We start from the raw sequence: 14734 nt of genomic DNA on the forward strand, positions 1-14734 counted from the left end.
GTGCTAAACTACGCCTATCTTTAGCAAAAGGAAAAAATTATGTCTGATATTCTCTCTTATGACGAATTAGCCCAAAAACTCCGCCAAGCCACCATTCCTGTTACTGCTGCCGAATTACACGGCTTGCTTACTGGCTTAATTTGTGGTGCGGCAAGTGAGCAAAAATGGCCCATTTTTATGAATGAATTTACCAATAATGGTGAGGCCTACCCTACCGCTTTATTAAAAGACATATCGGCACTTTACCACGATATTCAGCATCACCTAGAAGATATTGATAGCTTCAATTTTCAACTTTTCTTGCCAGAAAACGGCGATGTGTTTAACGAAATTGATGCCCTTTCAGAATGGACAAGCCACTTTTTGCTCGGTTTAGGGCTAGTGCAAGCTCAAATGGATAAAGAAACGGGGGAAATTGGTGAAGCGTTAGATGATCTGCAACATATTGCAGTGTTAGCTTATGAAGAAGACGACGATCCTGAAGAACTGGCGGAATCCTTAGAACAAGTGGTGGAATATGTCCGCACCTTAGTGGCGGTGCTTTATGCCCATTATCGCCCTTATCAGGCTCAACCAAAAACCGTATTACACTAAGGAGAAAGACGATGGATCTTGCTTATTTAGCCCAAATCCCTGCCAACGAATTTGTCCAACGGCGTGAAAAATTGCTGGCACAAATGGCGGATAATTCCTTAGCCATTATTTTCTCGGCACAAGAACAGGTGCGTAACAACGACAACCATTATCCCTTCCGCCAAGACAGCTATTTTTGGTATTTCACCGGCTTTAATGAACCTGATGCGATTTTGGTATTAGCCAAAACGGCACAACGCGCTCGCACCCTATTGTTTTTACGTCCTTCTGATCCTCTAATGGAAACGTGGAACGGACGTCGCTTGGGCGTGGAAAGTGCCGCGGCTAAATTAAACCTAGACGAAGCCTATTGTATTGAAGATTTTGTGCCACAATGGCAAAAAATCAGCAAAAATTTCACCGCACTTTACCATAACCCCGCCTCTCAGCCTTGGGGTAATCAGCGGCTTAAAGAAAGTGCGGTGCAATTTTCGCAAGTTTTGAATTGGGCAGACTATGTAGATGAAATGCGTTTAATCAAATCAGCGAATGAAATTGCCTTATTACAACAAGCAGGGCAAATTAGCGCCCTTGGGCATTTACGCGCAATGAAACAAACGCGTCCAAACCGCTTAGAGTTTGAAATTGAAGGGGAATTGCTACACGAATTTAACCGTTTTGGCGCACGTTTCCCTTCTTTTAACTGTATTGTTGCTGGAGGCGATAACGCTTGTATTCTGCATTACAATGAAAATGATCAGCCTTTGAAAGAGGGCGAATTAGTGCTAGTCGATGCAGGCTGTGAATTTGCCTACTATGCTGGCGATATTACGCGTACTTATCCCGTTAATGGCAAATTCAGCCAAGCCCAGCGAGATATTTATGAAATCGTGCTAAATGCACAAAAACACGCCATAAAATCTTTGGTGGCAGGCAATAATATTCAGCAAGTGAATCAAGATGTTATCCGCATTAAAGTGGAAGGCTTGGTACGTTTGGGTATTTTGCAAGGCGAGGTGGAACAACTGATTGCAGAGGAAGCCTACAAAGCCTTTTATATGCACGGTTTAGGTCATTGGCTTGGTATTGATGTCCACGATGTGGGGCGTTATAGCCTTAAAACAGACAGCAAATTACGCGATCGACCATTAGAAGTAGGTATGGTGCTAACGGTGGAACCCGGTTTGTATATTCCAACTAATGCGGATGTGCCTGAGCAATATAAAGGCATTGGCGTTCGTATTGAAGATGATATTGTGATCACAGAATATGGCAACAAAGTGCTAACCAGTGCCGTACCAAAAGAAATTGATGAAATCGAACAAGTGATGGCACAGAACGCGTAAAATTAAAATGGGGCAGAAATGGAACAAATTGAGCATTATGATGTGATTATCGTAGGCGGCGCAATGGCAGGTTGCACCCTCGCTTTAGCCTTAAGTGCGCAAACACAAGGCACAATGCGCATTGCGTTACTAGAAAAACAAGCCCCGCAACAGCATCAGCAAAGCGGTTTTGATGCGCGTTGCATTGCCCTTTCAGCGGGAACTTGCCAACAACTTGCTTGGCTCACTTTACCTAATACGCAATCATTATGGCAACAAATGTCTCCCCTTGCCTGCCCTATTGAGCATATTCACGTTTCTGATAAAGGACACAGTGGCTTAGTGGAATTTCACGCCGATGAATTTCAGTTAAAACAACTGGGTGCAGTGGTTGCATTGCAGCCGATAGGCGAAATATTGCTTGCGGCAATCAAACACTATGACAACATTGATTATTTTTCCCCGATGGATATTGCACAAATTCAGTTTGATAAAGAGCGGGTGAAAATTTCGCTAAAAAACCACCGCACTTTATCTTGTCAGCTTATTATCGGCGCGGATGGCACTCAATCTTTGGTGGCAAAATCAGCCAACATTGCCATCAACAAGGTGCGTGATTATCAACAAACGGCGATTATCACCAATCTTCAAGTGCAACAGCCTCATCAAAAGCGTGCGTTTGAACGTTTCACTGCGGAAGGTCCGCTTGCATTATTACCGATGACAGATAATTTGATGTCCTTAGTCTGGTGCGTAAAAGATCCTCAATATTTAATGGGGCTAACGGACGACGCCTTTCTTGCTCGTTTGCAACAACACTTCGGCTGGCGGCTCGGCAAATTGCAGCAATGCGGCAAGCGTTTTGCGTATCCTTTGGCGTTATATCAAGCCAGCCAGCATATTCATCACCGCACTGCGCTGATCGGTAATGCTGCACAAACCTTGCATCCCATTGCGGGACAAGGCTTTAATCTGGGGATGCGTGATGTCATTTGCCTTGCCAAGTTATTAAGCCAAGCCTTTATGCAAGGGCAAGATCTCGGCACATACGCCTTATTAAAGCAATATGAAAAAGCACGCCAAGCGGATCAAACGCAGTTAATCAACTTAACGGACGGCTTGGTTTCGCTCTTTGCCAATACATTATTGCCATTACAAATTGGACGAAATTTGGGGCTAATGGCAATGGCGCAATCTCATTTACTCAAACAACACTTTATCAAACCGACATTAGGGTGGTTAGCACAATGAAAAATTTTGATCTCATTATTATCGGTGGTGGAATGGTGGGGCTGGCACTTGCCGCCAAATTAAAACATACCGCAATGCGCATCGCCCTAATCGAATCTCATCCGCCGCATTTTTCTTCCACGCATATCGCTTATCGTGTGAGCGCCTTGAACCTTGCCAGTGAGCATTTTCTGCAAGAACTCAATGCGTGGCAAACCATTCAAACGACGCGCGCAACGGCTTACGATAAAATGTCTGTGTGGGAAAAAGATAGCTTTGCCAAAATTGAATTTGATACCAAAGGGTTAGGTATTTCTCACCTTGGGCATATTGTGGAAAATCCGATCATTCAGCATAGCCTTTGGCAACAAGTGGACGCACAAGAGAATATTGAGATTTTCACCGAGACGGCTCAGAATATCGGTATTAACGAAAGCAGCGCGATTCTTACCTTAACTGATGGGCAAATGTTAGTGGGAAAATTAGTTGTGGGCGCAGATGGAGCAAATTCTTGGCTGCGGCAAAAAGCCAATATTCCGCTTATTTTCCGTGATTACGGGCAATATGCGTTGGTCTGCAACGTCAAAACCGCAGAGTCACACCAACATTGCGCAAGACAAATTTTTGCCCCCGACAGTATTTTGGCATTCTTACCATTACATCAAGAAAATCTCTGTTCTATTGTGTGGTCACTTCCGCCAGAGCAAGCTAAACAACTTCGTGATTGCGATCCTGCACAATTCAACAAACAACTAAGCATTGCTTTTGATAATCAACTTGGGCTATGCGAACTCCAAAGCGAACGCCAAGCGATTCCACTCACCGCGCGCTATGCACGCAACTTCGCGCAGCCGCGTATCGCTTTAATTGGCGATGCGGCTCACACCATTCATCCACTGGCAGGACAAGGGGTAAACCTAGGCTTGCAAGATGCGTTACTGCTTGCCCAAGAAATTGAAAAACACGTTGCATTAGGTTTAGACATCGGTGAATATCGCAACCTGCGTTATTACGAACGTACACGTAAAACAGAAGCAGTAAAAATGCTCATCGCAATGCAAGGCTTAAAAGATCTCTTTGCCGGCAACAATCCACTAAAAAAACTCGCCCGCGGTATCGGCCTTCGCGCCACAAATCAGTTTGGATTATTAAAAGAACAGCTTATTCGTCAAGGATTAGGGATTTGATTTCAAAAATGTTCATTCTTGTTTCTTTTCCAATATGACCACTAGATTGTTCCTTTAAGAGAATGATGATTAATAAGTGGAAGAAATAAGTACCAACGTTATAGAAAATATAAGCAAACATACAAAACGTTAGGGGCTATACCAGATAAGCCCTAAATCCTACACCATTTCCACAACGTTTTAAGTTGGTCTTTTGCTGTCTAAAAGTTAAACTGAAAATCCCATTCTTTCAAGAAGAATGGGAACTTTTTGGGATCAGATCACTGCTCCTAGCATTGATTATTTTTTCAACTTCTAGGAGCAGAGTGAGCAAGGTTGCTTTTATTGATGAGGGATTATGCCCAACCTAATGCTTTCTTAATGCCTGCGCCATAGGCTGGATCACACTTGGTGCAGTTGTCGATATGACGCTGTTTGATGAAATCTGGCGCATCACCTAAGGCACGTGCAGTGTTTTCAAATAGCACTTGTTTTTGTTCGGCAGTCATTAATTGGAACAATGCACGTGGTTGGCTGAAGTAATCTGCATCATCTTCACGATAATTCCAAAAGTCTGCATCCCCTGTGATTTTCAACGGCGGTTCTTTGTATTGTGGTTGCTCTTGCCATTGACTAAAGCTATTTGGTTCATAATGTGGCAAACTACCATAGTTTGCATCTACACGTCCTTGCCCATCACGATGGTTGCTATGTACTGGACAACGCGCACGATTAACAGGGATTTGCTGATAGTTTACCCCTAAACGATAACGTTGTGCATCGGCATAGTTGAATAAACGAGCTTGTAGCATACGGTCTGGTGATACACTAATTCCCGGCACTAAATTACTTGGTGCAAACGCCGATTGTTCTACATCTAAAAAGAAGTTTTCTGGATTACGATTAAGTTCAAATTCCCCCACCTCAATTAATGGATAATCTTTTTTAGGCCATACTTTGGTAAGATCAAAAGGGTGATAAGGCACTTTTTCCGCATCTTGCTCTGGCATAATTTGTACAAACATTGTCCATTTTGGAAAATCACCACGCTCAATCGCTTCATATAAATCGCGTTGGTGGCTTTCTCGATCTTTACCGATAATGGCTTCCGCTTCGGCATCAGTAAGATTTTTAATGCCCTGCTGTGTGCGGAAGTGGAATTTCACCCAAAAGCGCTCATTTTCAGCATTAATAAAGCTATAAGTGTGTGAACCATAACCGTGCATATGGCGATAGCTGGCAGGGATACCTCGATCGCTCATAACAATGGTGACTTGATGAAGTGCTTCTGGTAACAATGTCCAGAAATCCCAGTTATACGTTGCTGAACGCATATTAGTACGAGGATCGCGTTTTACTGCTTTATTCAGATCTGGGAATTTGCGCGGATCGCGTAAGAAGAAGACAGGCGTATTGTTGCCTACCATATCCCAATTTCCTTCTTCGGTATAAAATTTCAGCGCAAAACCACGAATATCACGTTCTGCATCTGCCGCCCCACGCTCACCCGCTACGGTTGTGAAGCGTGCAAACATTTCAGTTTTCTTACCAATTTCACTAAAAATTTTTGCACGGGTATATTGAGTAATATCGTGGGTGACCGTGAATGTACCGAATGCGCCAGAACCTTTGGCGTGCATACGACGTTCTGGGATCACTTCACGTACGAAGTTCGCCAATTTTTCTTGTAACCATATATCTTGAGCTAAAAGTGGACCACGTGGTCCTGCCGTTAAACTATTTTGGTTATCCACCACTGGCGCCCCAAAGTCTGTCGTTAAATGGGTAACTGGGCATTTTTTGATTGAATTGTCAGTCATTTTTTTTCCTTAGTGAGTGATATAGGAGATTAATTTCCCCAAATCATAGCAGTATTGAGGCAAATTTGGCTAAACGATAATTTTTATTGATTTAATAGGGATAAAGAGGTGTTAAAAATAGAGCTAAACAAAAGTGCGGTGTAAAAATGGTAAATTTTGATCTGCTTCCCAAATTTACACTACACTTAGTTTCAAGAAGATATCTTTTCTATTTAGAAAATTTATCTGCATATTCCTGGCTATTGATCCATTGGTGATCTGTTTCCCAAGTAAACCGCCATTTACGAACAGGGCCTGCCATAACATTGAGATAATAATTGTTATAACCCGCAATGGTCGCAACAGGATGATAACCTTTTGGAACTTGCACAACATCGCCATCATAAACAGCCATACATTCATCTAAGCTACGATCATCAGTATAAACTCGTTGCAAACAAAATCCTTGAGCTGGTTCAAAACGGTGGTAATAGGTTTCTTCTAGGTAAGTTTCGGCTTCACTATCTTTTTGATCGTGTTTATGGCTCGGAAATGAACTCGTGTTTCCCTCGTCGGTAAATACTTCTACAACTAATAAGGCATCAGCGGATTCCGTTTCTGGCAAAATATTATGCACAAGGCGTTTATTATTACCAAATCCTCGTTGCTCAACACCAACGTCTTCAGGTGTGATTAAACGTACAGATAAATTACCTTCACTTGGTGCGCGGCAAACGGCTAATTCTAAATAACTTTCAGCTTCGATTTCAACTTGATGATGATGAGGGACATAAAGAGAATAAGGTGGAATACGCTCGAAAGGGGATTGGCGCTTACCAATATGTTTAAAGACTTGTCCTGCTGTCGAAATCGTGCATTTCCCCGCTAAAACTACAAAACATACTTCAGTATTTTCTGTATCAAAGCTCAAACTTTGCTTAGGTTGCAGATGATAACATTCAAACCCAACATATTCCCAATTAGCACTCTTAGGTGTTATTTTTTGTACTAGACCATTAGGCGCAGGATTTTGTTTGGCTGATTTTGATAATAGATAGCTCATATTAACCTCTCATCTTAGACTATTAGGTAGATTTTGCCCAAATCATAGATCAGATGGTGAAATACTGTTAGAAAAAATTGTCAAATATCCAACGTAGATCACAAAAATGAAATAATTATTTCACTTTCACGCAAGATGAATTGAAAAATTTGTTTCATTATTCTAATCTAATTCTCACTTGACTTTGTGCCAAGCATAATCAGATGAATCATTCATTTCACTTTTAGATTAAGGAGCAAAGAATGGAAACCGTTTTAAACTTTATTAATGGAAAACAGGTTGAAAGTAAGGGCGAAAAAGTATGGCCAATTTTTAACCCTGCAACAGGAAAACAAATTCGACAAGTGCATATGAGTACGGAAGCAGAAGTATTGGAGGCTGTTGAGGTGGCACAAAAAGCTTTCCCTGAATGGGCAGCGACTTCACCACTACGTCGAGCGAGAGTGTTATTTAAGTTTAAAGAACTATTACAGCGTGATTGGGATTCTCTAGCTCGTTTAATTACTGAAGAGCATGGTAAAGTTTATTCTGATTCTTGTGGTGAATTAACTCGTGGTTTAGAAGTCGTCGAATTTGCCTGTGGTATCCCACATTTACTAAAAGGTGAGTTTTCAGAGCAAGCAGGACGAGGTATTGATATTCATTCCACAATGCAACCTTTAGGCGTTTGTATTGGTATTACCCCATTTAACTTTCCTGCAATGGTGCCAATGTGGATGTTTCCCGTGGCATTAGCTTGTGGTAATACCTTTATTTTGAAACCTGCGAAAACTGATCCTTCACTTTCTATTCGTCTTGCTGAATTATTAAAAGAAGCAGGCTTGCCAGATGGTGTGTTTAATGTCGTTCACGGAGATCGCCACGATAATGAAATTTTATTGCGAGATCCACGTGTTAAAGCAGTGAGTTTTGTTGGCTCGACAACAGCGGCAGAATATGTCCATAAAGTGGGTTCTGAACACGGTAAACGTGTACAAGCACTTGGCGCTGCGAAAAATCACGGTTTAGTGATGCCTGATGTGGATATTAATGCTACTGCAGATGCCTTACTAGGCGCCGCTTTTGGTGCGGCTGGTGAACGCTGTATGGCACTACCAATTGCAGTAACCATTGACGATGACACTGCGGATAAATTAGTGGCAGCACTCAAACCAAAAGTAGAAGCCTTACGCTATGGACCAGGTATTCCAACAGAGGGCGAAAAAGAAATGGATTTTGGCCCCCTTATTACACAGCAACATCTCAACAATGTAACGAAATACATTGATAAAGGTGTGGAAGAAGGTGCTACTTTAGTCGTAGATGGACGTAATAAAAAACCAGCAGGTTATGAAGATGGTTTCTTTATTGGAGGTACATTATTCGATCACGTTACTGAGAATATGGTTATTTACAAAGAAGAAATTTTTGGCCCTGTGCTAGGTATTGTTCGAGCGAAAAACTTTGAAGATGCAATGCGTTTAATCAATGATCACCAGTTTGGTAATGGCGCTGCTATTTTCACCAATAGCGGTGCAGCGGCCCGAGAATTCTCATATCGTGTTCAAGCTGGAATGATTGGAGTGAATATCCCAATTCCAGTTCCGATGGCGTTCCATTGTTTTGGTGGTTGGAAAGGTTCAGCTTTTGGCGCATTAAATGTATATGGTCCAGATGGCGTGCGTTTCTATACTAAGATGAAAACTGTGACGACACGTTGGCCAGAACAAAATATGGACTCTCAAGCAGCATTTAGTATGCCAACCTTATAATAAAAACATAAAAGAGATTTCTGTGATGGAAATCTCTTTTTTTCTTGCATAAGGAAAAAGAAATGAAAAAAGTAAGAATTGGATTAATTGGTACAGGATATATTGGGCGTTGTCATGCGATTGCTTATGCGCAAGCGCCAACGGTTTTCCCGCTAGATGCTGAATTAGAATGTGATTATCTAGCTGAAATAACGCCTGAGTTAGCCGCCGAAAAAGCCAAAGCCTTTGGCTTTAAACGATCTACAGGAAATTGGCGTGATGTGGTGCAAGATCCTGATATTGATGTGGTAGATATTTGCACCCCCAACTTTCTACATAAAGAAATTGCCTTAGCAGCGATTGAGCAAGGTAAACATATTTATTCAGAAAAACCTCTTGCGTTAACTGCGGAAGATGCCAAATTAATGTATCAAGCTGCAAAAAAAGCAGGGGTAAAAACCCTTGTGGGATTTAATTATATTAAGAATCCAACCACTCAGCTTGCGAAAGAAATCATAGCGCGAGGAGAAATTGGGGACATTATTCATTTTTATGGAACACATAATGAAGATTATCTCGCCGATCCCAATACACCAAGAGATTGGCATTGTATTCGAGAAAAAGCAGGACTGGGTGCGCTAGGTGATCTCGCGGCACATATTATACAAATGTCACAGTATCTTGTAGGTAGCCAAATTCAACGTGTAGTTGGAGATATGGATACTGTAATCAAAATGCGTCCAAATCCACAAAATTTGAATGAACAGCTCCCAGTAGAAAATGAAGATCAAGCGGCAGCAATCGTACGTTTTGCTAACGGTTGTATGGGAACGATTGAAACTTCTCGCATTGCTTGTGGACGTAAAATGGGACTAAGTTATGTTATAACCGGAACTAAGGGGACTATCAGCTACACGCAAGAAAGAATGGCTGAACTAAAATTGTATCTTCACTCAGATGATCCAGCACGACAAGGTTTTAAAACTTTACTTACCGGCCCACTTCACCCTGATTATAAGCATTTCTGTGTAAGTGCTGGGCATGGTATTGGCTTTAATGATCAAAAAACAGTGGAAATTCGAGATCTTATCAATGGTATAGCAAATAATAAGCCAATGTATCCTGATTTTGAAGAAGGCTTTAAGGTTTCTCGTGTTCTTGATGCAATAGCAGTGTCTTATCGTGAAAAACGTTGGGTTAATGTAGAAGAAATTGCCTAACCATCTTAAATACATAAAAAAACTTGGCTATTATGCCAAGTTTTTCATTTTTAAGTGCGGTCTTTTTTAGGCATTTTTTGCAAGTTTCGACCAGTTGTAATAGCCATATAATGAATTAAGCAAGTAAGCACCATACATTAGATACATAGCGGGGGTTTCTGCCCATAGTATGACAGAGAGAATGTTGATAATAATCCATAAAATCCACTGTTCGCTATAACGCAAAATCATCAATAATTGTGCGGCAATAACAAGTACCGTGGTAACACCATCTAAGCCCACTGAATTACCATCAGTGGTTTTTAAAATACTAATAAAGGTAGCAGAACCTAGTACCACAAGGGTGATGAGGGTTGTCCAGCCTTTTAAGGTGAGAAATTTAGCAATTACCGTTTCACTTTGTTCTGCGTTATTACGCATATTTTCTTTCCATAAGAAATAACCGATAAATTGCGCAGGGATATAAACATAAAGCGTGGTGGTCATTTCGCCATAAAACTTATTGTCTAAAGACACATAGAAATAGCTATAAGCAAAAATCAAGCCGAAGAAATAGTTACTGATTTTCCCTTTCCCGACAAAGACCACGCATAAAATCCCTGAAATACCCGCGAGCGCTTCTAACCACGAAACAGGGGATTGCACATAGGCATAAACCTGTGCCGCAATAAACAAGAAAAGCCAGACAACTTCAAAGGGTTTCCAGCCACCAAAAAATTCATTTTTGAGCGTTTGAGATAAGCGCATTGTATTATCCTCAATAAGTGAAATAAAAACCTTGCGATTTTTACACCGCACTTTTTTAAAGTCAAGGATAAGCTACATTTTTATTTGCTTTACGTGATTTTAATCACATTTTTGTTGTATATATTTTCATTTCTTTTTTGTGGCAAGATCGTTAAAATAGCCGCCCTTTTTGATGGTTGAATATTCGCGAAATGCTTTACCTATAAAGCGTTAGCAATTGAGTAAGAGTAATAATAAGAGAAAATTTTATGTCCTTTGTAGTTGGTCAGCGTTGGATTAGTGAAAGTGAAAATGATCTGGGCTTGGGGGTGGTTGCAGAAGTTAATCATCGTACCGTAACGGTCAATTTTCCTGCCGCCGAAGAAATTCGCATTTATGCCTTAGATAATGCCCCATTAGTACGAGTGGTTTTTAGCGTAGGCGATGAAATTCGCCATAAAGAGGGTTGGCAGGGAAAAGTGCTTGAAGTGTTAGATCATAATGGACTGGCATTTTATTTGGTACAAAAAGAAGACGGGCAAGAAACGCTATTGCAAGAAGCCGATCTCAGTGCGCAAATTACCTTTAGCAAGCCTCAAGAACGTTTATTTGCTGGGCAGATTGATCGTGTTTCGCATTTTGTGTTGCGTTATCGTGCCTTGCAACAACGTCAAGCACAATATCAATCGCCATTGCGTGGTTTGCGAGGGATTCGTGGTGGATTAATTCCACATCAACTTCATATTGCGCAAGAAGTCGGGCAACGTATTGCACCACGCGTATTACTTGCTGATGAAGTGGGGTTAGGGAAAACCATTGAAGCAGGAATGATTTTACAACAGCAACTTTTTGCGGAAAGAGCAGAAAGAGTACTTATCATTGTGCCAGAAAGCTTACAGCATCAATGGCTAGTAGAAATGCTACGCCGTTTTAACTTACATTTTTCACTTTTTGATGAAGAACGTTGTGCGGATTTTGATGGGCTTGACGGTGGTGTGGCAACCAATCCGTTTAAAACAGAATCCTTGATTATTTGTGCATTAGATTGGCTCATTCAAAAGCCCAAACGTGCTGAGCAGCTTGTGAAGGCAGAATTTGATTTACTCATTGTGGATGAAGCCCATCATCTTGAATGGTCGGAACACGCACCTAGTTTGGCATATCAAATGGTGGAACAGCTAGCAAGCCATATTCCAGCCGTGTTATTGCTGACCGCAACGCCTGAACAGCTAGGGCAAGCAAGTCATTTTGCACGCTTAAAACTGCTCGATTCTGATCGCTTTTATGATTATGACGCCTTTGTGCAAGAACAACAGCGTTATCAACCGGTGGCTGAAGCGGTGAAAGGATTACTAAGTGAACAGCCATTAAGCAGGCAAGAAGAAAAACATTTAGCCGACTTGCTTTCCGATCAGGATATAGCGCCATTATTGGCTGATCTTCAACATTGCGAGAAAAAAGGACAAGCACGCCAAACGCTGATAGAAAATTTACTCGATCGCCACGGTACAAGCCGTGTGTTATTTCGTAATACGCGTCAAGGGGTGAAAGGCTTCCCATTGCGTCATTATCACGAAATCACCTTGCCAATGCCAAAACAATATCGTAATGCGATTGGCGTGTTGAAAATGCTAGGTGAGGTAAAAACCAGTGATTTATTTTATCCCGAGCAGATCTTCCAAAAAATGAATCCAGATGCAGCGTGGTGGGATTTTGATCCTCGTGTGGAATGGTTGATTGATTTTTTACAATCTTATCGTGAAGAAAAAGTGTTGGTGATTTGTCATCAAGCCAATACAGCCATTCAGTTAGAAAAAGCATTACGCGAAAAAGAGGCTATTCGCAGTGCGGTATTCCATCAAAATATGTCGATTGTGGAACGGGATAAAGCTGCCGCCTATTTTGCTCAACAGGAAGAAGGCGCGCAAGTGTTGCTGACTTCCAGCATTGGCTCAGAAGGGCGAAATTTCCAGTTTGCCCATCATCTCGTGCTATTTAATTTGCCGGATAATCCTGATTTGTTGGAACAGTGCATTGGACGCTTAGATCGTATCGGGCAAACTCAAGACATTGAGATTTATGCGCCTTGTTTTGCCGATAGCCCGCAGGTTCTACTGGCGAAATGGTATCATCAAGGATTAAATGCGTTTGAAGAAACCTGTCCGATGGGGGCAACGTTATTTGAAAAGTGCGGTGTAAAATTACAAGCATTTTTACAGCATAATGAACAAAATGCGGACTTTGATGAATTTATTGCACAAACTCGCCTTGAACGTGATGCACTGAAAGCCCAGCTTGATCAAGGACGCGATCGCCTATTGGAAATCAACTCTAATGGGGGCGAACAAGCCCAAGCCTTGGCAGATGCCATTGGCGCGCAAGATGGATCAAGCGAATTAATTAATTTCACCTTGAATTTGTTCGATATTATTGGCGTGGAACAGGAAGATTTAGGTGAAAAAAGCATTGTTATTCATCCAACAGGCACAATGCTCGTACCAGATTTTCCGGGCTTAAAAGAAGAGGGAGTAACCGTTACCTTTGATCGTCATTTAGCGGTAGCACGCGAAGAGGTTGAATTTCTCACGTGGGATCACCCGATGATTCGCAATGGCATAGATTTGATTACTGATGGCGAGATTGGTAAAACTGCCGTATCATTGTTCATCAATAATGAATTGCCAGTGGGATCGATGTGGTTGGAACTTATCTATATTGTGGAAGCACAAGCACCAAGAGGATTACAGCTCACACGTTTCTTACCACCAACGCCAGTACGCTTATTAATTGATGGTAAAGGAAATAATCTCGCGGAAAAAGTGGGCTTTGAGTTGTTACAAAAACAACTTAAACCTATGGCAAAACAAATGGCGAGCAAGGTGATCAAAATGTTGCGCGCTAATATTGAACAATTATTGAAAGCAGGCGATCGTCAAATGGCTCAACAAGCTGAGGAATTTATTCAGCAAGCTGAGCAGAAAGCCACACAACGTTTGGATAGCGAATTAACCCGTTTGCACGCGTTAAAACAAGTGAATAAAACGATTCGCCAAGATGAAATTGACGCACTCAGCGCAGAGCGAGAGCAAATTTTGCAGCATTTGCAAAAAGCAACTTGGCGCTTGGATAGCCTGCGTGTGATTATCAGTAATAAGAGTAAATAATGGCATTAATTGACTACCGTCCCCCACGTGAACCTTGGCTAGAGGTGATTTATCACGATAACCATATTTTATTGCTCAATAAGCCGAGCGGTTTACTTTCTGTACCGGGAAATCAACCGCAATATTACGACAGTGCAATGTCGCGAGTGAAAGAAAAATATGGTTTCTGCGAGCCAGCGCATCGTCTTGATATGGCAACCAGTGGGATTTTGTTGTTTGCGATGAGTAAACTTGCGGACAAAGAACTCAAACGCCAGTTTCGTGAGCGTGAGCCGAAGAAATCTTACCAAGCCTTAGTATGGGGACATTTACAGCAGGAAAGTGGCACGGTGAATTTGCCACTGATTTGCGATTGGGAAAATCGTCCAAGACAGAAGATTTGTTTTGAGCTAGGCAAAAGTGCGGTAACAAATTTTGAGGTTTTAGCGCGCTTACCCAATAACAGCACAAGGGTGCAACTTACCCCCATTACAGGGCGTTCGCACCAATTAAGATTACATATGCTCGCTCTTGGTCATCCCATTTTAGGTGATAAATTTTATGCGCATCCACAAGCGAAAGCAATGTCGCCACGTTTATGCTTGCACGCGCAATCTTTACAGATTCGCCATCCTTTAACGGGCGAAATAATGAATTTTACGGCAGAAGTGCCATTTTAATTGATTATAACCAATCACAGAAATAATGCGGAGAATTGGTGATTTAATGCTACAATTCTCCCTTATTCATTTTTATTTG

At 41.6% G+C, this 14734-nt stretch carries 11 protein-coding genes; 8 read left to right on the forward strand and 3 right to left on the reverse strand.

What is annotated here, in order from left to right; translation table 11 throughout:
- The first annotated feature begins 48 nt into the window (after nucleotides 1–48).
- The 4 genes from L5B90_RS10155 to L5B90_RS10170 are packed head-to-tail and all read left to right on the forward strand — an operon-like array spanning nucleotide 49 to nucleotide 4315.
- Entirely contained in the window at nucleotides 49–594 is a 546-nt protein-coding gene (locus L5B90_RS10155; RefSeq protein ID WP_265762980.1) for a UPF0149 family protein, read from the forward strand.
- Nucleotides 595–605: 11 nt separating this feature from the next.
- Nucleotides 606–1919 carry a Xaa-Pro aminopeptidase gene (gene pepP / locus L5B90_RS10160; protein WP_265762872.1) on the forward strand — a complete coding sequence of 438 codons (1314 nt, stop codon included), beginning with the start codon at nucleotides 606–608 and terminating at the stop codon, nucleotides 1917–1919.
- Nucleotides 1920–1937: 18 nt separating this feature from the next.
- Nucleotides 1938–3149: a 2-octaprenyl-6-methoxyphenyl hydroxylase gene (gene ubiH, locus L5B90_RS10165; RefSeq protein WP_265762873.1), complete on the forward strand. Its 1212-nt coding sequence runs from the start codon at nucleotides 1938–1940 to the stop codon at nucleotides 3147–3149.
- A complete protein-coding gene (locus L5B90_RS10170) occupies nucleotides 3146–4315 on the forward strand; it encodes an FAD-dependent monooxygenase (protein ID WP_265762874.1) in 1170 nt (389 codons plus the stop codon). Before ubiH ends, L5B90_RS10170 begins: the two co-directional genes overlap by 4 nt.
- Before the next feature lie 335 nt (nucleotides 4316–4650).
- On the opposite strand, the gene L5B90_RS10175 is transcribed toward L5B90_RS10170, so the two are convergent.
- Entirely contained in the window at nucleotides 4651–6114 is a 1464-nt protein-coding gene (locus tag L5B90_RS10175; RefSeq protein WP_250350994.1) for a catalase, read from the reverse strand.
- A 208-nt stretch (nucleotides 6115–6322) separates the two neighbouring features.
- The gene (gene iolB, locus L5B90_RS10180; RefSeq protein WP_250363636.1) at nucleotides 6323–7156 is read right to left on the reverse strand and encodes a 5-deoxy-glucuronate isomerase; all 834 of its coding nucleotides are present in this window, start codon (nucleotides 7154–7156) and stop codon (nucleotides 6323–6325) included.
- Between the two features lie 242 nt (nucleotides 7157–7398).
- On the opposite strand from iolB, the gene L5B90_RS10185 reads away from it, so the two are divergent.
- Nucleotides 7399–8907 (forward strand): CoA-acylating methylmalonate-semialdehyde dehydrogenase, encoded by a 1509-nt coding sequence (locus L5B90_RS10185; protein ID WP_250350996.1) that lies wholly within the window; start codon nucleotides 7399–7401, stop codon nucleotides 8905–8907.
- A 62-nt stretch (nucleotides 8908–8969) separates the two neighbouring features.
- Nucleotides 8970–10106, forward strand: a complete 1137-nt coding sequence (locus tag L5B90_RS10190; RefSeq protein WP_250350997.1) for a Gfo/Idh/MocA family protein — start codon at nucleotides 8970–8972, stop codon at nucleotides 10104–10106.
- 66 nt (nucleotides 10107–10172) lie between these two features.
- Here the strand turns inward: L5B90_RS10190 and pnuC are convergent, their stop codons facing one another.
- Nucleotides 10173–10853, reverse strand: a complete 681-nt coding sequence (pnuC, locus tag L5B90_RS10195; protein WP_250350998.1) for a nicotinamide riboside transporter PnuC — start codon at nucleotides 10851–10853, stop codon at nucleotides 10173–10175.
- Between the two features lie 248 nt (nucleotides 10854–11101).
- Between pnuC and rapA the strand changes: the two genes are divergently transcribed.
- Together rapA and rluA are read left to right on the forward strand one after the other, a co-directional pair.
- Nucleotides 11102–13996, forward strand: coding sequence for an RNA polymerase-associated protein RapA (gene rapA, locus L5B90_RS10200; protein ID WP_265762875.1), 2895 nt, complete (start codon nucleotides 11102–11104; stop codon nucleotides 13994–13996).
- Nucleotides 13996–14655 (forward strand): bifunctional tRNA pseudouridine(32) synthase/23S rRNA pseudouridine(746) synthase RluA, encoded by a 660-nt coding sequence (gene rluA / locus L5B90_RS10205; protein WP_250351000.1) that lies wholly within the window; start codon nucleotides 13996–13998, stop codon nucleotides 14653–14655. Before rapA ends, rluA begins: the two co-directional genes overlap by 1 nt.
- The last annotated feature ends 79 nt before the right edge of the window (nucleotides 14656–14734 follow it).

It is taken from the genome of Avibacterium sp. 20-129, from assembly GCF_026226845.1.
Classification (GTDB): domain Bacteria; phylum Pseudomonadota; class Gammaproteobacteria; order Enterobacterales; family Pasteurellaceae; genus Avibacterium.